Origin of the sequence: Nakamurella sp., assembly GCF_044224575.1 — a bacterium.
Taxonomy (GTDB): Bacteria; Actinomycetota; Actinomycetes; order Mycobacteriales; family Nakamurellaceae; genus Nakamurella.
In genome coordinates, this window is record NZ_JBGAKE010000014.1 from 43,701 (window position 1) to 63,964 (window position 20,264).

Below are 20,264 nucleotides of genomic sequence, written 5' to 3' on the forward strand. Positions count from 1 at the left end.
GCCCGGTCCGGTCGGCCGCCGGGTTCGGACCCTGACCCGAAAGTGGGCCGGCGTCGCGGCCGGGCGCGAACGGCTCCTGATACGGCGGCAGATGGCTGCCCCGTGGGGCTTGTTGATAGCCCGGATCTCCGCCCTGCGGCGGTGCCGGGCCGGACGGAGTCCACGGCGGGGGGGCCGAGCGGTTCGACCCGGCGTCCGGCGCCGCGGACGGGTGGGAGCCGCGGGGGCCCGGCGGTGGATACGAATCCCCGGCGTGCGACGGCGGCGCGTCCGGCGTGCCGGGCGGCGGATAGGGATACGGGTACGCGCCGGGCGACGTCCGGCGCGGCAACTGGGACGTGGGTTGCTCGCCCACGCCGCCGGTCCAGCCCGCGCCGGGTGGCTCCGTGGGCCGGCCGGCGGTCTGATCCGGCCGCTGATCCGCCCGCCGATCGCCGCGCGGGTCCGGCCACTGACCAGGCCCGGAAGCGGCGGCTTCCGGGCTCGGATCCGGGTCGGACGCAGGCATTCATCCATCCTGCCGCATCGGTGCGACACCGAACCCGCAGCCGGGCCGGGCCGACCCCGTCGGTGACGCGGTGCCGGGGTGGCCGCCGGGTGCGGCATCATGGCCGATGTGAATCCCGTCGTGCCCGACACCGCAGGACCGGACAGCTCGACCACCCATCCGGCCGCGCCGGTCTCGGAGCCGGTGGCGCTGGCCGACGACCTCATCGAACTGGCCCGTGCCGCCGCGGCCGAGGAAGCCGGCGACGAACGAGTGGGTGACTATCTCGGCGCCTGGTCCGAGGACAGCGTCGCCACCAGTGCCCGTTTCGCCGCGGCCGACCGGGGATACCGCGGGTGGTACTGGCTGGTCACGGTGGCAATCGTGGAGCCTGCCCATCCGACGATCAGCGAGGTCGTCCTGTTGCCCGGCGACGGCGCCCTGCTCGCGCCGGCCTGGGTGCCGTGGGATCAACGCGTCCGCGCCGGCGATCTCGGCCCCGGCGACCTGTTGCCGCCCCCGGAGGACGACGAGCGCCTGGTGCCGGGCTATCTCGACTCGGACGATCCCGCGGTCCGGGAGGTGGACTACGAGTTCGGCTTCGGACGGGTGCGGGTGCTCGGCCGCGAGGGTCGGGACGAGGCCGCGCAGCGGTGGCACGACGGGTCCTTCGGACCGTCGGATCCGATGGCGAAGCAGGCGCCCGCGTCCTGCGGCACCTGCGGCTTCTACGTCCGGCTCGAGGGCCTGCTCGGCCAGGCGTTCGGCGCGTGCAGCAACGAGTTCTCCCCGGCCGACGGGCGGGTGGTCGACGCCGCCTACGGGTGCGGCGCGCACTCCGAGGTGGTCGTCGACGCACCACTGATCTCGGCGAGTACCGCGACCGTCATGGACGAGGTGACCCTGGACGTGCACCGCCGGCCGACGGCGGCGACACCGGCCTCGGTCGACCCCGCGCTCGAGGACCCGGCCGCGCCAGCGGCGGCCCAGGGTCCGGGGGACGCGGGTGCGGCCGCGCCGAACCCCGACGACGAGGTGGGCCGACCGACGCCGGCCGAACCCGAGGGCGAGTCAGCAGTGGGCGACGCCGCCTTGAGGTCCGAGGTCGGGGTTGCCGAGGTCGGGGTCCCGGAGGTCGGGGTTCCGGAGGTCGGGGTTGCCGAGGTCGCGGCTCCGGAGGTCGGGGTTGCCGAGGTCGCGGCTCCGGAGGTCGGGGTTGCCGAGGTCGAGGGTCCGGAGGTCGCGGCCGATGAGACCGCCACCTCCGAGCCGACGTCCGTCGTGCTCGAGCCGCCGGCGGATCCGGTTGCTCCACCGGCGCCGGACGAGTCCGGCGCCGAGCCCCTGCCGCAGTCCTGACCCGCGGGGTGACCGTCACCGACCCCTTCGGCACGGCCGACCTGCGACGGGTCGTGCTCGCCGCGTGGGCCGCGTCGCCGACCCGGTTCCGGGAGGACGCCAACGCGGAGGACCTGCTGGCCGCCGGTGGGTACGCGGGCCGGGCCCTGGTCGAGTTGGCCGCGAACGGTGTCGACGCCGCCGTCGCCGACGGGGTGCCGGCGCGTCTGCGGATCCGGCTGGTCGACGACGAGTTGCGGCTCGCCAACACCGGCGCCCCGCTGACCGCGGCCGGGGTCGGCGCGCTGGCCACGCTGCGGGCGTCGGCGAAGCGCGACGCGACCGGGTCGATCGGCTTCTTCGGCGTCGGCTTCACCTCGGTCGTCGACTGGACGTCGGCGCCGCGGGTGGTGTCCGTCCCGGGCGGTATCCGATTCGACGAGGCGGCCACCCGGCAGGCGGTGCAGGACGCCGGCGTTGCGGCGCTGAGCGACGAACTCGCCCGGCGGAACGGTCACGTGCCGGTGCTGCGGCTGCCCTGGCCCACCGGCCCGGACGAGCCGCCCCCGCCGGCCGGCTATGCGACCGAGGTGCGGCTCCCGCTGCACCCGTCCGCCCGGGCCGAGGTCAGGGCGCTGTTGGAGGACCGGGAGACGTTCGCCGACCTGTTCTGGGCGTTGCCCGCCCTGGTCGAGATCGATCTGCCGGACGGAGTCATCCGCCGGCGGACCGACACCGGCGGCATCGTGACGCTCGAACGGAGTGGATCGGCCGGCGGCCAGGAGGCCAGGTATCGGGTGGTCAGTCGCTCGGGGGAGCTGCCCGCGCACCTGATGGCCGGCCGGCCGGTCGAGCAGCGTGGGCGCACCCGCTTCGCGCTGAGCTGGGTGCTGCCGCTGGACACCGATCCGGCTCCGGATGGGCCTGCCCGGCCGTTCACGATCGGCGCCCCCGTTCCGACGGACGAGCCGACGACCCTGCCGGCCCGGTTGGTCGGCACCCTGCCCGTCGACGACACCCGGCGACGGTTGGCGCCCGGGCCGCTGGCCGACTGGCTGCTCGAGGCGGCCGCCGACGGGTATCTGGACCTGTTCGACGACACCGATCCCGGGGAGCGCTGGCGGCTGCTCCCGGCCGCCGGATTCCCGGCCGGTCCGGTCGATGCGTCCCTGCGGGCGGCCATCGGCGCCCGCGCGGAGGCGACCGCGTTCCTGCGCAGCGCGACCGGTGATCCGGTGACGCCCGGCCAGGCTTCGCACCTGCCCGGGCTCGACGACGAGGGGGCCGTGGTGATCGGCCAGGCCATCCCCGGTCTGCTGGGCCCGATCCCACCGGCGGCGGCCGCCGCGTTGCGGCCGCTGGGCCTGCGCACGCTGGACTGGTCGCAGGTCGGCCCCGCGCTGGCCGGACTGGACCGGACGCCCGGCTTCTGGCGGCAGGTTTATCGCGCCGCTGCCGACGCGCATCCGGCGCCGCGCGCGGACGACCTGGCCGACGTGCCGGTCCCGCTGGTCGGCGGGCGGCGCGCGGTGGGCGCCCGCGGCTGCCTGCTCCCCGGGGTCGCGGGCTCCGGTGGTGAGATCGGAGCCGAGCTGGCTCGTCGGATCGGCGAGGCGGTGCCCGAGCTGCGGGTGGTGCACCCGGATGCCGTGCATCCGTTGCTCACCCGGCTGGGCGCTGCCCCGGCCGGCGCATCGGAGGTGCTGGCCGACCCGGCGCTGGCCGGGCGGGTCGGGGCCCTGCGCGAGGAGTTCGAGGACGACGACGTCGACGTCGACGAGGTGGCGGCCCTCGGCCGGATCGTCCTGGACCTGCTGGCGGCCGGCGGCGATCCGGACGGCGCGGCCGCCCCGATGCTCGCCGACCTGCTGCTGACCGACTCCGGCGACGATCCATGGCCGGCGTCGGAACTGCTGGTGCCCGATGCCGCGCTGGCCGACCTGCTGGCCGACGACGTCGAGCGGGCGACGGTGGGGACGTCCTGGTTGCGGGCGTACGGCCGTGATCTGCTTGTCCGCGCCGGCGTCCGGGACGGGGTCCCGGTCGTCGCCGTCGCCGACCCTGTCCCGGATCCGATCGCCGGCCGGCTGCCCGACCTCGACGAATGGTTCGAACAGCACCCGTTCGCCGCCGATGAACCGTTCCTCGCGCTCGCCGATCTGGACCTGATCGACGACTCCCGGTGGGCGACCGCGCTGCAGCAGATCGCGCGGGATCCGCGGGCGCGGGAGTGCCTTCGACCGACCGCGCACGGCCCGTCGTACACCGGCTGGTGGCTTCGACGGCACGCGCTGATCGGCGGCCGCCCGCCTGGCCACTGGCGGCTGCCGCGGGCCGCCGATCTGGACGGCCTGTACGACCCGTTGCCCGTCGACCTGGACGCCACGGTCGCGCGGTGGATCGGGGTGTGTGCGGACCTGCCCGCGGCGGCCGCCGAACCCGCCGACCTGCTCGACCGGCTCACCGACCCGGACCGCACGGTGCCGGCGGCACGGGTCGCCGAACTGACCGCGGTGCTGGTCGCCGCCCTGGACGGGGCCGACCTTCGCCTCCCGTCCACGGTGCGGACCATCACCGGCGCGGTGGTCGACGCCGACACGGCGTGGGTCCTGGATCGGCCGTGGTGGGCGCAGACCGAGGACGCCGGCCGGCTGGTGCCGGGGGGCGCCGATCCGAGTGGGGTGTCCAGGGTGCTGGATCTGCCGGTGGTGTCCGCCGACGGTCCCGGGACCGTCAGGGTGCAGGGCCCGGCGCCGGCGGAGGCCGACGGGCGTTGGCGGCGAGCGGCCGCGGCGGCCGGGGTGGACCCCGATTCGGTTCTGTTGACGGTGGCCACCACCGTGTGGGTGGCGGTCGGTGATCGGCCGGAGCGGCCCGTGCCGTGGTGGTGCGTCGACGGCCGCTTCTACGCGGACGGGTCGGCGCCGGCGCTGGGCCGGGTGGCGGCATGGTCCGCCGGCCGCTGGTCCCGGCGCCACCTGGCCGTCGCGGCGGCCGCCCTGGATCACCCGGCGCTGGCCGAGGCCGGTTTGGACTGACCCACCCGCGGAATCAGAACCGCTCGTTCAACGCCATCTGGTTGGCGCTGCGCCGGCCCAGCCGGGCCGCCCGGCGCTGCCAGCCGTAGACGGACAGGCCCAAGAGGCCAAGAATGAACCCGGCCACGCAGGTCCACAGCCAGATCATCGCCCCGTTGGCCTGCAGATCCGGAATGAAGAACAGCAGCACCACCAGGGCGGCGAACCAGATGATCGTGCCGGGGATCGCGATGTGCCAGACGCCGGTCGTGACCGGGGGCAGCGGCGGTGGTTCGTAGCCGTCGTCGGATGCCGAATCGGGGGCTGCCACACGAACGATCGTAGGCGCGTCACGGGGCCGTCCAGCACTGTCCGAAACATCCCGTTTCTTCGGCGAGGGTTGAGTTAGGCTCGACGGTGTGCCGGACAATGATTCACTCGCCAGTGAGCTGCGGTTATCAGTGCACCGCCTGACCAGGCGGCTCCGGCAGCAGACGCCGACCGACGGGCTGACGCTCACCCAGTTGTCCGCGCTCGCCGTGATCTGGCGGGAGGGTCCGCTCACCGCCGGAGACCTGGCGGCCAAGGAGCAGGTTCGCCCCCCGTCGATCACCCGCGTACTGACCGGACTCGAGGCACTCGGACTCGTGCAGCGCACCGACAACCCGCGGGACGGCCGCCAGGTGCTGGTCCGGATCACCCCCGAGGGCGACCGGCGACTGGTCGAGTACGTGCGGGTTCGGGAGCTGTGGCTGGAGCGGCGGCTGGCCGCGATGACGCAGGCCGAGCGGGACGTGCTCGCCCAGGCCAGCGAGCTGCTCGACCGGCTGGCGGCCCAACCGGAGGATGACCACGAGAGCGAATCCCGCGCCGCTGTCGCCGGGTAGCCGTCCCCTTTCACGTTCCCGGCCCATTTGCCGCGCGGATCATCAACGCCCGCGCGGATCAACACGCCTCGTTTGTGCCTGCTGGGACGGGAGTGGCCGGTTTCATCCGCGCGGCTGTCCACCGGTCCAGCGCGGCTGTCCACCGGTCCAGCGAGGGGTGCCGCGTCGGCGGACGGTCGGCCCGCCCTACATGTCCATGCCGCCGTTGACGCCCCACACCTGGCCGGTGATGTACCCGGACGTGTCGGCGGCGAGGAAGTGCACCACCCGGGCGATCTCCTCCGGCCGGGCGAACCGGCGCAGCGGGATCTTGTCCATGATCCGGTCGATGACCTTCTGCGGCACGGTGTCGACCATGTCGGTCTCGACGTAGCCGGGCGTGATGGTGTTGACGGTGATCCCGATCGGGTTGTCGTCGAGCTTGCCGGCCCTCTGCAGCATGAACGCCGCCTCGCGGGCCAGCGTCTTGGTCAATCCGAACAGGCCGGACTTGGACGCCGCGTAGTTCGCCTGCCCGATGTTGCCGACCTCGCCGATGATCGACGAGACGTTGATGATCCGGCCGGTGCCCCGCTCGACCATGCCCTTGAGCGCCTCCTGGGAGAGGAAGAACGCGCCCGACAGGTTGACCGCCAGCACCTTCTCCCAGTCCGAGTCGGTCAGGTTCAGGACCGTCTTGTCGATGGTGATGCCGGCGTTGTTGATCAGGATGTCGAGCGACCCGTGTTCGGCGATCACCTCCCGAACGACGCGTCGGCAGTCGTCACCGACGCCGATGTTGCCCTGGTGGATCGAGCCGGTGACGCCTTCGGTCTTGATCTGGTCCAGGAATTCCTTCGCGTGCTCGGCGTCGCGGCCGTAGCCGGCCGCGACGGTGGCGCCCTGGTTGGCCAGGCTGCGACTGATGGCCGCGCCGATCCCCCGGGTGCCGCCGGTCACCAAGGCGACCCGGCCGGCCAGTTTCGTGCCGAAGCCGGCCGTGCCGGCGGCCTGCGGTGCAGTCATGGGGTCATCCTCCGGGTCGGCCGGTGCTCGGGCGTCACCGCGGATTGTTGCCCACGCGGACGCTCACGGCGCGGCTACCGAATGTGACGTGCTCCGTCACGGCCGGATGTCATCCGGTGGGAGAGCGCTTGACCACGGGTTGCGGGAGGATGGGCGACGGGTTTTCCGGTTACGGAAACTGCGCCAGTAGCACGTCACGTGAGTCGTCAGCGGCAAAGGAGCACGGCATGCAGCCGTTCGTCATCAATCGGCATGATCGGTTGGTCTTCCCGTCCAACTTCATTCCCGACCTCGATTTCTCGGTGATCGCGTCGGAGAAGCAGCTCGATCAGGTCATCCGCCGGGATTTCGAGACCAAGGCACCGTCCGGCACCGAGATCGGCGAGCGGATCGCGAACGGCCACTACAAGGACCGCACCCACCTGATGCGGGATGTCGCGCTGAACCTGTTCTGGGTCAACCGGTTCGCCATGACCATGTACGAGAAGGTGCCGACCCGCTGGCGGGACGTGCCGCGCAGCCGCAGCAACGTCTTCCTGCCCGTGGTGGTGCCGTGGCAGGACAAGGAGTCCAAGGTCGGCGCCGTCGCGCAGGCCTGGGCCGACCTGCCGTCGGCCGGCGACGCCGAGACCGAGCAGAAGATCTGGGACACGCTGTTCGACATCTTCAGCAACCGGTTGCACCATGCCAGCGCGCTGGTCGCGGTGCAGCCGACCGTCGCGCAGGCCCTCGAGGACCCGAGCCAGCTGACCTGGGTGCTGGGCAACTACGACCCGGATTTCCCGGCCTTCTCCTTCGCCGACATCGTTGACGTCCAGGAGGAGGTGGCCGAGCTCGAGGCCCTGCGTCGCTGGTCCATGGTGCTGCACAACCAGTACCTGTGGGACCGGTCCGCGGTACGGCTGGCCACCCTGAGCGAGCTGCAGCCGGACGACGTGGTGGTCGTCCTCAAGCCCAAGACCAGCGAGGTCGAGCGGTTCATCGGGGCCGTCAAGGGTGCCCCGCGAGCGAACATCAGCCCTCGCGTCGCCTCCCTGCAGCCGGAGATCGAAACCAAGCAGCCCATCCGGCCGTACCCGGCGATCGATATCCGCAAGCAGTTCAAGGTGCTGCCCAAGATCGAGGCGCTCGCCGTGGTCCGCGGCGAGATCCTTTGCTCCAACGACGATCTGATCCGCAACACGGCCTACTGCTGGTCGCCGATGACGGCCGACGAGATCAGCGACAAGACCGGCATCGAGACCCGCATGTACTCCAAGCGGGGTCTGGACGAGCTCGCCCTGGACGCCGCCAAGGCCGCCCTGGAGAGGTCCGGCCGGCAGCCCGAGGAGATCGGCGCGGTCATCTTCTGCTCCTGCACCAACCCGCGGACGATGCCGTCGATGGGCACCTGGCTGTCGGGTCAGCTCGGCATGCACCAGACGCACATGTCGGCCGACATCACCGCCGCCTGCGCCGGCCTGCCCTATGGCCTGTCCGAGGCCATCCGGCTGCTGCAGGAGGTCAACCGGCCGGTGCTGCTGGTCACCGGGGAGAAGTTCTCCGACAAGATCGGCACCGTCCGGCCGTCCCGGATGATCTTCGGTGACGGCGCCGCGGCGTTCGTCATCGCGCCGGCGGCGGAGGGCCAGGACACCGACATCGACCTGATGAACTCCTACGCCGGCGGTCCGGTCAGTCAGGTGAACTCCATCATCTGGCCGAATGCCGCGTTCGACAACAACATCACCGTGTTCGGCCCCGAGGTCAAGGCCCTGGCCGGCCGCTACCTGGCCCAGATGATCAACGAGCTGGAGAACACCGCGGACCCGCTGGGCGAGAAGAAGTCCGCCTGGGACATGGTCGAGCTGGTCGTGCCGCACCAGGCCAACAAGACCATGGTCATCCAGCTGGCGGAGAAGGCGGGCCTGTCGCCCGACCTGATCTACTTCGACATCGAGCGGGCCGGCAACACCTCGGCGGCCAGCATCCCGATCGCCATCGCCGACGCGGTCGCGGACGGCGTGATCAGCACGCCGACCAAGATCTTCGCGCCGGGCTTCGGTGCCGGGTCGGTCGGTGGCTACACCGTCATGACGATCGACCCGGCCGTGGTCGTGTCCGGCGTCGAGGAGGTCGCGATCGTCGAGGCGGTCCGGTCCGATCCCGGCGAGACCGGCTCCGACTCCGCGGCCGTCGCATTCGGCTGAGGTCGCGCGCCCGAAGCGCTCGCCAGACAGGCCCGCCCCGCCCCGTGCGGGGCGGGCCGGTGGCGTCCGGCCGGGCCGCCCCGTGACCCCGCCGCCCCGTGACCCCGCCGACTCGCCAGATATGCAGGTTCAGCGCCGTCCGGAACCTGCATATCTGGCGAGTCGGCGCACCCTCAGGCCCGGACCCAGCCGCCGTCGATGAGCGCCCGCTGCACTCGGTTGACCGCATCCTGCGGGTCCCGGAACAGGGATCGGGCGCCGACCCGCACGACCCGCCATCCGAGCGCGGCCAGATCGTCGAGCCGGCCGAGGTCGCGGTCGAACTGACGGGTATCGGTGCGGTGCTGGTCGCCGTCGTACTCCACGATGACCCGGAACTCCCGGAACAGCAGATCGACCCGCGCCAGCTCGGCGCCGAATCGATCGAACAGCCGGACGTTGAGCTCGGGTTCCGGAAACCCGGCCTCCACGAGCAGCAACCGCAGCAGGGTCTCCGGCCGGGACTCGGCGCCCAGGCGGATCCGCTCCAGTGCGTGAGCAGCTCGTCGCTTGCCCCGAACCCGGTACAGCGCAACACGTTTGCGCAGCGCATCGATCGTGGCGAGCGGGCGCGGCGGCCCGGCACGCGCGATCACCGGCTCGAGGATCATCGCGTCGCCGACCGCCACCAGGTCGGGCTCGCTCAGCAACATGCCGAGATGGCAGAACAACGTCGGCAGATCGATGGTCGGGAGACCGTCGATCTCGATCCGATGGGCGTTCCAGTCGTTGATCTGGCGTCCGATCACGCCGGCCCGGTTCGTCGGTTGGCCCGGATACCAGAGCATGGTGTGCAGGCATTCGTCGTGCAGGTGATCGAGCGGCAACGGCAGGCCCCACAACCGCGCGGCGGTGATTCCGCCGAAGAAGGTGCCGTCAGGTGTGACCCGCAGCAGCGCGCGGCAGCGCACGCGCAGGGCGTCATCGGCCGGCAACTGTCGCCAGTCGCCGGGCCCGCCGGCCATGGCGCGCACTCCGTGGAACATCGGCACTATGTCCGGTCCGGACATCCGTCCGCGCTTCAGCGAATGGTCGAAGGTCGCGAACGGCTGATTCTGCAGCCAGTCCGGGAGTTCCTGACGGGGAGCCATGCCCCATCGTGACGGGTCCGCGGACCCCTCCACGGAGTTGTCCACAAACGATCCACAACCCCTCGGTCGCGGACGCCCTGGCCGCGCCGCGCCGTCCGGATCCCTCCGCCCGGCCTCACCCCCGCCCTTGCCCCCGACCACCCCCACCCGCGGCCCTCACCCCACCCGCCCTCTTGTCGCGCCGACTCGCCAGAAATGCACGTTCAGCGCCGTCAGGAACCTGCATATCTGGCGAGTCGGCGGGGTCACGGGGCGGCGGGGTCACGGGGCGGCGGGGTCACGGGGCGGCGGGGTCACGGCGCGGGCGCACGGACGTGGCGCAGGAGTCAGCTCCGGGTCGAACGACGAAGGCCCCGCCCGGAACGATCCCGGGCGGGGCCTTGGTGTCGAATGCGGACTACATGTCCAGGCCGCCGTTGACGTCGATGATGTGGCCGGTGACGAACGCGGCGTCATCGGAACACAGGTAGGCGACGGCGCCGGCGATGTCCTCGGGCTGGCCGGCCCGACCCAGCGGGTTCTCGGCCATCTTGGCCTGGGCGGCTGCCGGCATCGCCTTGGTCATCGCGGTCTCGATGAAGCCGGGGCGGATGCCGTTGACGGTGGTGCCGAACCGGGCCAGCTCGGTCGCGCCGGAGCGGACCAGGCCGACGACGCCGGCCTTGGCGGCGATGTAGTTCATCTGGCCCAGGTTGCCCATCTTGGCGACCACCGAGGAGATCAGCACGACGCGGCCCGGGCCCTCGGTGCGCAGCCACGGGGCGGAGGCCCGCAGACCTTCGAAGACGCCGGTCAGGTTGACCTTGATAACCAGGTCCCAGTCGTCGTCGGTCAGCTTGTGGAACATCTTGTCCCGGGTGATGCCGGCGTTGCCGATGTAGGTGTCCAGACCGCCCATCGCGTCGGCGGCCGACTGCCACGCCTCGCGCAGCTGCACCCGGTCGGTGACGTCACACTTGAAGCCGTACACGGGGGTGCCGGTTTCCGCCGTGATCCTCTCCGCGGTCTCCTTGGCGCCGGCCTCGTTCATGTCCAGCAGGCTGACGGAGATGCCTTCGCTCGCGAGCCGCGTGCCGATGACGGCACCCAGGCCCTGGGCTCCGCCGGTGATGATCGCCTTGGACACGCTGTACTTGGCAGACACGTGCTTGTTACCTGACTTTCTGAGTCGGAAGAATGGACGCAGTGACGGTGCGCCTCGGAAGGCCGGGGCGAGATGAGAATAGTGCCCCGGCCCGTGGAAGGGCTTGGTGAACGGCTACTTACCGAAGACGTACGTCCCCGGAGCGTCACTCAGCGGGGGGTGCGATTCGCTCCCCATGGGTGGCGGGGTGATCTTGCCGCCGGCCCGCTGGGAGATCCAGGTCGCCCAGTCCTCCCACCAGGTGATCGGCTTCATGGTGGCCGCGGCCAGCCATTCGTCCGGGTTCTCGGGGAGTTCGTCCAGGTCCGCGGCCCAATGCTTGGACTTGGGGTTGGGCGGGTTGACGATCCCGGCGATGTGGCCGGAGTTGGACAGGACGAACCGCACGTTCCCGGTGGGGATCAGGGCGCCCTTGTACGAGCTGCGCCAGGGTGCGATGTGGTCCTGCTCGGCGGCCAGGAAGTAGAGGTCCTGGTCGACGGACTTCATGTTCAGCGTCTCACCGGCGATCTCCATCACACCGCGGGCCAGCTGATTCTTCAGGTAGCACGAGCGCAGGTAGAACGCGTGCATGACGGCCGGCATGCGGGTGGAATCGGCATTCCAGGTGAGCAGGTCGAACGCGGGCGGTTCCTCCCCCTTCATCCAATTGTTCACCACGTAATTCCAGATGAGGTCGTTGCCCCGCATCAGGTTGAACGTCTTGGCCATGTTGTCGGCCGGCAGGAAGCCGGTCTGATTCATCTGCTGCTCGAGCTTGCTGACACTGACCTCGTCGGTGAACACGCCCAGCGCGCCCGGCTGGGAGAAGTCGGTCAGCGTGTTCAGGAAGGTCGCATTGTTGATCCGGTCCTTGCCGATCGCATCCAGATAGGTCAGCGAGATCATGGTCAGGGTGCCGCCCAGACACAACCCGAGCAGGTTCACCTTCTGCTGGCCGGTGATCTCCTCGATCACGTCGAGCGCGGTGAGCGGGCCGTTCAGCAGGTAGTCGTTCATGCCGACCGACCGCATCGACTCGTCCGGATTGCGGTAGCTGATCAGGAACACGGTGTGGCCGTGGTCCACCGCCCACTGCACGAGACTGCGGCCGGGGGACAGATCCATGATGTAGTACTTGTTGATCCACGGCGGGCTGAACAGCAGTGGTATCTCGAACACCTGCTCGGTGGTCGGACTGTACTGGATGAGCTCCATCAGGTCGTTGCGGAACACGACCTTGCCGGGCGTGACGGCCAGGTTCTTGCCGACCTCGTAGACGCCCTTGCGGTACTGGCTGGGCATCCCGTTGTTCTCGGCCAGGTCGTGCAGGAAGTTCTGGGCACCCTTCATCACCGACAGGCCGCCGGTCTCGATGGCCCGGCGCATCGCATCGGGGTTGGTGGCGAACGAGTTCGTCGGGGCGACCGCGTCGACCATCGCCTGGGTGAGGAAGGCGACCTTGACCCGGAGCGCGTCCTCGATCGGCGCACCCTCGACCAGGTCCTCCAGGGCCTGCTCCCAGAGCTCGAACTCCTGGCGGAGCAGCCAGAACGCGGCGTTGTCCTTCCACGCCGGATCGGCGAATCGCTTGTCCCGCTTCTCCTCGACCGGACCGTCGACCTTGGCCCCGACGGCGCGCGCGCCCGCGGTGGCCCAGGCCCGCAGGATGCCGGTGGCGTACCGGGTGCCCACCTGGAGGGCCAGGTTCGGCTCGGTGGCCAGCGCCATCGCCGTTCGGGTGAACGCCGGGATCGCCGCCACGGCGTCCATCCGGCCCAATGGAGTGCTGGAGAACTGGCGCTCGGCCCGGTTCAGGACCTCGGAGATGCTCGCCCGCACCCGCCTGTCGAGCTCGTCCCAGGGGGAGGAGTCCAGGGACGGCTCCGGCTTCGGCCCCACCTCATCCCAGGACAGGTCCAGCGGCTTGGTGTCCGCAGCGGTCATGTGACTTCTCCTCGATCGGCGGTGGGACTCTCGGTCAGGGCCGCGCCGTTGCGGCGCCCTTTGATGCGGCGACGTTCATATGTCACCTGGCGAAAGGCCAGGTATGACTCCTCCAGCGCCTTGCGCTGCACAGTGGTCAGATCGGGATCGGCCCGGATGGCGCCGACGACGGGCGGCGGGTCGCGGTCGAGGTCGGGTTCGGGGGTCGGTGGGCGGAGCGAGTCGGCCGACATCTGCAGCGAGTCGGCGATGGCGTTCAGCACCTGGTCCGACGGATCGCGCAGCCCACGTTCGATCTGCGACAGGTAGGGATTGGAGATGCCGGCCATCGCGGCGAGTTGCCGCATCGGCAGCGAGGCCATTTCTCGCTGTCGGCGAATCATCTCGCCGAGTGACATCGTCTCGGACCACGAATGGTTCATCAATTTCCAGCCTAGGTGCGGCCGCGTCGATCAGTGGCGCAACCGGGCAACTCGAAGGGTGACGAAGATGGCAATTCCCGGAGAAAATCGGGCCAAAGTGTCGATTCGCCCGGCGAAGTACCGGGCAGGCCGCGAAATTCAGGCGACCGACCGATCAAGTCGGCGGCGGCGCCGTGTCGGTGGTGCGCATCGCGCTCTCCTCGCCCGCCGAGGACGTCGGCAGTGACTCCAGGTTAACTCCCGGTTCGCAAGTTAGCAGTGGAGTTGCTAACCGGCTAACGATTCGCCATCATATGTGATGACGGTCACACTTTGTGAGATCGGTCACCGGGCATCACGGAATCGATCGAGCCGTGCGTCGGCTCCGATCGTCGCTGCGACGACTCCGTGACCTGTGCAAACGGAGCCCGCCGGGACCATCAAGATGGGGAGATGAGCAAACCCAGCCGGATCGACGACCCCGACGACCCGCGCCTGGCCGACTTCCGCGACCTGACCCGCGCCGACCGGCGACCGGATCGACCCGGCGGGCGGGGCCTGGTGATCGCCGAGGGCACCGTCGTGGTCCGTCGGCTGCTCGCCTCGCGGTACCCGCTCCGGGCGTTGCTCGGCCTGGCCCGCCGGTACGACGAACTCGCCCCGGATCTGGACGGATCGGACGCCCCGTTCTACGTCGTCGACGCCGAGCTCATGGCGACCGTCATCGGCTTCCACCTCAACCGCGGTGTGCTGGCCACTGCCGATCGCATTCCGCCGTCGCCGGCCGGCGAATTGCTCCGGAATGCACGATCCGTCGCCGTTCTCGAAGGCGTCGGCGACCACGAGAACCTCGGGTCGATCTTCCGCAATGCGGCCGGTCTCGGAATGGGTGCGGTTCTGCTCGGTGATGGCTGTGCCGACCCGCTGTACCGGCGCAGCGTGCGGGTATCCATGGGCACCGTCCTGCACGTGCCCTTCGCGCCGCTGCCGTGGCCGGACGACGGAATCGACCAACTGCGAGACAACGGCTTCCGCATCATCGCGCTGACCCCGGCGGGCGAGCTCCGGCTGACGGACGCGGAGCTGGACGGGCGGATCGCGATACTCGTCGGGTCCGAGGGGCACGGACTGACCGAGGCGGCCATGGCAGCAGCGGACGCGCGGGTCCGGATTCCGATGCACCGCGGCATCGATTCGCTCAACGTGGCCACCGCCGCGGCGATCGCGTTCGCCGCGCTGCCCGGCTGAGGGCGGGCCCCCTGCGGCAGACTGGACCGGTGACGTCCATCAGCCGCCCGAACGGGACCAACCGGTGACCGACGAACCGGATCCGGCCGCGCCGGGCCAGGAGCGCCGCACCCGGCTGCGGGTGGTCGGTGACGTTCCCGATCTGCCGGCGGTGCCGGCCGGGGATCCCGACCTCACGGTCGACCTGATGGACCCGGCCGGCCGTGCCCTGCGCGTCGACGACGAGCCGGTCGATGACCACGCTGTCGATGATGAGGCCCATGAGTGGGCCTGGGTCGCCGAATGGCGGGATTCGGGGGAGCCGGCGCCGTGGGGCACCGGACTTCCCCTGGCGGCATTTGCCGCGCTGCTCGCCGCGGTGGCGATCTGGGTGTTGTCGGCCGGCCTTGCCGATCGTCCGGTGCTGGCGGTCGCGCTCAACCTCCTGGTCGCTGGTGGCCTGGTGCCGGCGATGTGGCTCTCCCGGAACCTTCCGGTGCTCCGCTGGTTCGCGATCGGGGCCGCGGTGGGCGTGGTCGGCGGGTGGATCGCCGCGCTGATGATGCTCTGACCCGTCCGCACCCGCGTCCCGCGCCGGTTCGGCCGATATCCGCCAGTGTGCGGATGTCTCGCGATCCGTTTCCGGACAGGATCGGATCGAGCCGCTCCGAGAACCGGATCGGCGACGACGATTTCAGGAGCAGACGATGACATGGACCGCGGCGGGGACCTTCAGCAAGGATCCGGGATTCGACTTCGAGGCGCGATGCGCGCTGGGCCGCGCGGCGATCGGCGTCGGTGACGTCGGGCTCGTGCTGGCCACTCTGGATCGGATCAGCGGTCCTCGCCCACCACACGGGCCCGACCCGGCCGCACCGGGCGCGTCCGCCGTCGGGGAACCGCAGGTCTGGTTCGACGAGTGGTCGGCCACCGCGCGTGACCTCGCCGCCCGGGCCGATGCCGCGGCCGCCGGCGGCCACCCGCAGACCGCCGGCTGGGCCTACCTCGCGGCCGCCGACTACTTCGCCGTCGCGCTCGGTGCCCTCGACGGGCTGCCCGATCAGTCGGTGCTGGCGCCGACGTTCGAGCGGTACCAACGGTGTTGGCACGGATGGCTCGATGCGTCGGCGGGCGCGCATCTCCGGGTCGAGATCCCCTACGAAGGCACCACGCTGCCGGGTTGGCTGCTGCGCCCGGACGCCTCCGGCGCGCGCCGGACCACCCTGGTCGTGACCAACGGCAGCGACGGATCGCTGCCCGCATTGCTCGCCAACGGTGCGTCGGAGGCGCTGGCCCGCGGCTGGAACGTGTTCCTCTACGACGGGCCGGGGCAGCAGTCGATGCTGTTCCAGCGGGGGGTTCCGTTCCGGCCGGACTGGGAGGCCGTGCTGACCCCGGTCGTCGACGCGTTGGTCGCCCGGGACGACGTCGACCCGGACGCCCTCGTCGGCTACGGCATCAGTCAGGCGGGCTACTGGCTGCCGCGCGCGCTGGCCTTCGAGCATCGGCTGGTCGCCGCCGTCGCCGACCCCGGGGTGATGGACGTGTCGACGTCCTGGCTCGGCCATCTGCCGCTGGTCATGATCGACCTCCTGCGCAGTGGCGACAAGGCCACCTTCAACGGTGACATGGCGCAGATGGGCAGCGACCCGGAAGCCGAGCGCACCTTCCGGTTCCGGGCCCGACCGTACGGGCTGGCCGAGGATCCGTTCGACGTGTTCACCGAGGTCATGGCCTACAACCTGGCCGGTGTCGTCGGTCAGATCCGCACCCCGCTGCTGATCACCAGCCCGGCCGACGAGCAGTTCTGGCCCGGGCAGAGCGAGCAGCTCTCCGACGCCCTCACCGGTGAGAAGCAACTGCTGCGCTTCACCGCCGAGCAGGGCGCCAACTGGCACTGCCAGCCGATGGGACGGCAACTGACCAACAAGCTGATGCTCGACTGGCTGGCCGACCGGCTCCCCGCCGCCCGCTGAACACTGCCCCGCTCGCCGCCGCGGCGCGGCAATCCGCGGCCTTCTGCACCGCACCCCCGACCCCACATCTGAAGCACCGCCGTCCCCGCGGTCGCACCTCGAAACCGAAAGAGTCTGTCATGAAACCCCTGTCGCTGATTCTCGGGTTCATCCCGTGGATCGCCTTCTCCTTCCTGGCGCACCGCATCGCCGCTGACTCCGTCGCCTGGAGTGGCCTGATCGGCCTGCTCCTGGTCCTGGGCACCATGGCGCTGCAGAAGCCGGCCTGGCCGCCGTCCGTGCTCAACATCGGCATGCTGATCCCGTTGACCACGATCACCGTGGTGGGGTTCGTCGGCGGCCCGGATGTCGATGCCTGGTTGTACGACTGGGCGGTGCCCGGGGTAGGGCTCTTCCTCGGCGCCTTCATCCTGGCGCTGGTTCCGTTCGCGCCGTTCACCGAGCGTTTCGCCCGGGAGTCCACGCCCAAGGCGTACTGGGGTTCGCCGACCTTCAACAAGATCAACCGCGTGCTCAGCGCCGCCTGGGGAGCGGCGATCGTGATCATGGGCCTGTGCAGCCTGCTGGTGGCCGCCCTGAACTTGTACAGCGACGACTTCGCCACCCCGGCCACGGGTGAGCTGCTGCTGAACTGGGTGGTCCCGATCGTGGTGATCGTCGCAATGATCAAGTTCACCGTGCACTATCCCGAGAAGGTGCGGTCGCAGGTGCGCGCGCCGCAGGCCCCGGCCGCGCCCTCGACCACATGAACGGCGAACTACGCTGACCCGGATGGCGCAGCAAATCGGTGGCGACGCTCCGGTCGACCGCGCCGCCGTCACCGAGTTGCTGCGCTCGCACGTCGACGCGGCGATCACCGACCGGGTGGGCACCAGCCTGTGCGTGATCGCGCCGGCGGGCATGGGCAAGAGTCATCTGGTCCGCTCGATTCTCGACGCGGCGGTCGGCCCAGCGGCCGCGCTGCGGGCGGTCGGGGATCATCGCCGCCGGAACGAGCCGTTCGCCGTTCTCGGGCAGCTGTCCGGACCGGTGCCGGTCGGGGAGGACCCGGCCGAGATTGCGTTCGACCGCATCGACGAGCTGTGTGCCGCCGGCCCGCTCGTGGTCTGGGTGGACGATGCCCACCACGCCGACGCCGCGTCGTTGGCCGGGCTGCGCCGGCTGGTCTGGGCCAGCCGGTCGTTGCCGTTGACGGTGGTGCTGTCGGCGCGCCCGTTCCCGACGCCCGATCAGTTGCAGTTGCTGCTCCGCCAGGTGCAGGTCACCGTCGAGCTCCCGCCGATGGACCGGATGATGACCGAGCGGTTGGTCCACGACCGGCTCGGCCGCTGGCCGGGGCCGCGGCTGCGGCGGATGCTGGAGGCCGGCGGCGGAAACCCGCTGTTCGTCGGCGAACTCATCCGGGCACTGATCGAGGCCGGCGGGCTGCAGGAGGTCGGATCCGATTCGGTCGAGGTCGCGTCCGGTGCGGTGGCGCCGGCCGCGGCCCTGGACGCCGTGATTCGCGGCCACCTGGAGGAGTTGGACGACACCACCACCGAACTGCTGTCGGCCCTGGCCGTGTGGGGCACGGCCGCCACGCTGACCGATCTCGCCGATGTGCTCTTCAGCTCCGACGACGCGCTGGCGCCGGCCCGTGCCCGGGCGGTCAAATCCGGGGTCGTCCACGCCGATTCGTCAAGAGGCATGCTCGATTTCGCTCACGACTTGTTCCGCGAGGTGGCGTACGCGGCCGTGCCCGACGCGAGCCGGCGGAGCCTGCACCGGCGGGTTGCCGCGGTGCTGACCGAACGCGGCAGCGGGCCGGCGTTGGTGGCCGAACACCTGCTGCAGGCGGCCACGGTCCGGAGCCGGCAGGATGGCGCCGATCGGGAACTGCTCGACGCCCTGAATGCGGCCGTGGAATCCAGCGGTCAGTTCGCCCCGCAGGTCGCGGTCGACCTGTTGAAGGTTGCCGATGAGTTGACCGTCCGGAGCGATCCGGCGGCCGAGGGTCTACTCCTGCAGCGGGCCGCCGAGTTGTTCCGCACCGGACACGGGACCGCCGCCGAACGGCTGGTGCTGGAGCGGATCGGCAGCGTTCGCGATCCCGCGGTGGCCGCCGGCCTGCAACGGGTATTGATCACGTCGCAGATCAACCGGGCCGATGTGGACGCCGCCCTGGTCAGTATGGGTCACACGTTGGCCATCGAGCGGCTGCCCGCACCGGTTCGCCGCGGGCTGTCGGCGCAGCGTCAATGGCTGCTCCTGCTCGGTGGCCGGTTCGGGCTCCTCGGTGACCTGGACGCGATGCTGACCGACGCGCGGGCGGCGGACGACGTCGCGGCGCAATCCACCCTGGTGCTCACCGCGGCCGTCCTGTCCTACGTCCGCGGCGACGGCCGGGGCGCGCTCCGCACCTTCGCCGAACAGCCGGAGCTGATGTCGGCCGACCTCGGTGCCCTGGCGGGGACCACATCGATGGTGTGGCCCGCGATGTTCCGGCTGGACGTCGACGGCACGGATTCGGCCGCGCCCGAGTTGGAGCGGGCCCGGGCGACGGCTGCCCAGATCAACAGCCCGTGGGTGTATCCGTTTCTCGGCTTCGTCGCCGCGGGTGCCGGTTGGGCGTCGGGTGATTGGGATGGTGCCGTGGCCGAGGCCGACGCGGCCCTGGAGATGGCGGAGGAGACCGGTACCGGGTGGATCTCGATCCCGGTGGGCGAGCGCATCGACATCGACGCCCGCCGTGGGCTCGTGCGGGCGGCGCGACAACGTCTGGAAGAGTTCCGGTCCCGACGCCTGCCCGACCAGTTCGGGCGGGGTGACGTGGATGTCGCCGAGCTGTCCATCCTGGAGGCCGAGGGCTCCCTCGACGGCGCCGCCGCGCTGGCCGAGAGCTACTGGACCCGGGTGCGGACCCAGCCCGGGCTCGGCGGCGCCGACTTCGCGATCGATGTGGCGCGACTCGCGCTGGTCGGGTTGCGCCCGCACCTGGTCGAGCAGGTCATCGCCGACGTCGAGCGGTTGCCGCCCGAGCAGCGGACGCCGGGCGTGCTGGAACTGATCCGCGGCGCCGCGCGTTCCGACCCGGCCGAGATCGGGCGAGCCCACGCGATGTTCGTCGAACGTGGATTCCACGTCCGCGCCTGGCACGCCCAGGAGGAACTGGCCTGCGCCCTGGTCGCCGTGGGTGACCGGCCGGGTGCGGTGGCCGCCATGGAGGAGGCGATCGCGGGGTACGAGCGCATGCGGTCGATCGTCGATCGCGACCGGCTGCTGGCCCGGATGCGGCTGCTGGGGATTCGCCGCGGGTCCCGGCAGGCGCACCGCACCCAGGCCAGCGGCTGGGACGCGCTCACCGCTACCGAGCGCCGGATCACCGACCTCGTCTGCGACGGGCTCACCAACCGGGAAATCGCCGCCCGCCTGTACATCTCGCCGCGCACCGTGCAGTCGCACGTGTCGCACGTGCTGGAGAAGACCGGGCTGCGCTCCCGGGTCGAGGTGGCCGCCGCCGCGCCCCGATGAGCCGGTCCGGGCCGGCCGGACGCGCGT

At 71.1% G+C, this 20,264-nt stretch carries 15 protein-coding genes; 9 read left to right on the forward strand and 6 right to left on the reverse strand.

Annotated features, from left to right (window positions below):
- Positions 1 to 616 precede the first annotated feature (616 nt).
- Both ACILSK_RS16485 and ACILSK_RS16490 read left to right on the forward strand, forming a co-directional pair.
- On the forward strand, positions 617 to 1,846 hold the full coding sequence (locus tag ACILSK_RS16485) for a DUF3027 domain-containing protein (protein WP_395728261.1): 1,230 nt from the start codon (positions 617 to 619) through the stop codon (positions 1,844 to 1,846).
- Between the two features lie 8 nt (positions 1,847 to 1,854).
- Positions 1,855 to 4,863, forward strand: a complete 3,009-nt coding sequence (locus tag ACILSK_RS16490) for a sacsin N-terminal ATP-binding-like domain-containing protein (protein WP_395728262.1) — start codon at positions 1,855 to 1,857, stop codon at positions 4,861 to 4,863.
- A gap of 13 nt (positions 4,864 to 4,876) precedes the next feature.
- On the opposite strand, the gene ACILSK_RS16495 is transcribed toward ACILSK_RS16490, so the two are convergent.
- Positions 4,877 to 5,173, reverse strand: coding sequence for a DUF2530 domain-containing protein (locus tag ACILSK_RS16495; protein ID WP_395728263.1), 297 nt, complete (start codon positions 5,171 to 5,173; stop codon positions 4,877 to 4,879).
- A gap of 88 nt (positions 5,174 to 5,261) precedes the next feature.
- Here ACILSK_RS16495 and ACILSK_RS16500 point away from each other — a divergent pair, with 88 nt between their 5' ends.
- Complete coding sequence (locus ACILSK_RS16500; RefSeq protein ID WP_395728264.1) at positions 5,262 to 5,729, forward strand: MarR family winged helix-turn-helix transcriptional regulator; 468 nt, start codon at positions 5,262 to 5,264, stop codon at positions 5,727 to 5,729.
- A gap of 186 nt (positions 5,730 to 5,915) precedes the next feature.
- Here ACILSK_RS16500 and fabG (ACILSK_RS16505) read toward each other — a convergent pair whose 3' ends face one another.
- Positions 5,916 to 6,734, reverse strand: coding sequence for a 3-oxoacyl-ACP reductase FabG (fabG, locus tag ACILSK_RS16505; RefSeq protein ID WP_395728265.1), 819 nt, complete (start codon positions 6,732 to 6,734; stop codon positions 5,916 to 5,918).
- A 227-nt stretch (positions 6,735 to 6,961) separates the two neighbouring features.
- Here fabG (ACILSK_RS16505) and ACILSK_RS16510 point away from each other — a divergent pair, with 227 nt between their 5' ends.
- Complete coding sequence (locus tag ACILSK_RS16510; protein ID WP_395728266.1) at positions 6,962 to 8,923, forward strand: 3-oxoacyl-[acyl-carrier-protein] synthase III C-terminal domain-containing protein; 1,962 nt, start codon at positions 6,962 to 6,964, stop codon at positions 8,921 to 8,923.
- Positions 8,924 to 9,096: 173 nt separating this feature from the next.
- Here the strand turns inward: ACILSK_RS16510 and ACILSK_RS16515 are convergent, their stop codons facing one another.
- The 4 genes from ACILSK_RS16515 to ACILSK_RS16530 all read right to left on the reverse strand — a co-directional run bounded on the left by ACILSK_RS16515 (position 9,097) and on the right by ACILSK_RS16530 (position 13,545).
- Positions 9,097 to 10,053, reverse strand: coding sequence for an endonuclease domain-containing protein (locus tag ACILSK_RS16515; protein WP_395728267.1), 957 nt, complete (start codon positions 10,051 to 10,053; stop codon positions 9,097 to 9,099).
- Between the two features lie 397 nt (positions 10,054 to 10,450).
- A complete protein-coding gene (gene fabG, locus ACILSK_RS16520; RefSeq protein ID WP_395728268.1) occupies positions 10,451 to 11,197 on the reverse strand; it encodes a 3-oxoacyl-ACP reductase FabG in 747 nt (248 codons plus the stop codon).
- Positions 11,198 to 11,311: 114 nt separating this feature from the next.
- Complete coding sequence (locus ACILSK_RS16525) at positions 11,312 to 13,123, reverse strand: PHA/PHB synthase family protein (protein WP_395728269.1); 1,812 nt, start codon at positions 13,121 to 13,123, stop codon at positions 11,312 to 11,314.
- Positions 13,120 to 13,545, reverse strand: coding sequence for a helix-turn-helix domain-containing protein (locus ACILSK_RS16530; protein ID WP_395728270.1), 426 nt, complete (start codon positions 13,543 to 13,545; stop codon positions 13,120 to 13,122). Before ACILSK_RS16530 ends, ACILSK_RS16525 begins: the two co-directional genes overlap by 4 nt.
- A gap of 432 nt (positions 13,546 to 13,977) precedes the next feature.
- Between ACILSK_RS16530 and ACILSK_RS16535 the strand changes: the two genes are divergently transcribed.
- The 5 genes from ACILSK_RS16535 to ACILSK_RS16555 all read left to right on the forward strand — a co-directional run bounded on the left by ACILSK_RS16535 (position 13,978) and on the right by ACILSK_RS16555 (position 20,237).
- Complete coding sequence (locus ACILSK_RS16535) at positions 13,978 to 14,772, forward strand: TrmH family RNA methyltransferase (protein WP_395728271.1); 795 nt, start codon at positions 13,978 to 13,980, stop codon at positions 14,770 to 14,772.
- A 64-nt stretch (positions 14,773 to 14,836) separates the two neighbouring features.
- Positions 14,837 to 15,322: a DUF2537 domain-containing protein gene (locus ACILSK_RS16540; RefSeq protein ID WP_395728272.1), complete on the forward strand. Its 486-nt coding sequence runs from the start codon at positions 14,837 to 14,839 to the stop codon at positions 15,320 to 15,322.
- Between the two features lie 136 nt (positions 15,323 to 15,458).
- Positions 15,459 to 16,727: an alpha/beta hydrolase family protein gene (locus ACILSK_RS16545; RefSeq protein WP_395728273.1), complete on the forward strand. Its 1,269-nt coding sequence runs from the start codon at positions 15,459 to 15,461 to the stop codon at positions 16,725 to 16,727.
- A gap of 119 nt (positions 16,728 to 16,846) precedes the next feature.
- Positions 16,847 to 17,476, forward strand: coding sequence for a hypothetical protein (locus ACILSK_RS16550; protein WP_395728274.1), 630 nt, complete (start codon positions 16,847 to 16,849; stop codon positions 17,474 to 17,476).
- A gap of 22 nt (positions 17,477 to 17,498) precedes the next feature.
- The gene (locus tag ACILSK_RS16555) at positions 17,499 to 20,237 is read left to right on the forward strand and encodes a LuxR C-terminal-related transcriptional regulator (RefSeq protein ID WP_395728275.1); all 2,739 of its coding nucleotides are present in this window, start codon (positions 17,499 to 17,501) and stop codon (positions 20,235 to 20,237) included.
- The last annotated feature ends 27 nt before the right edge of the window (positions 20,238 to 20,264 follow it).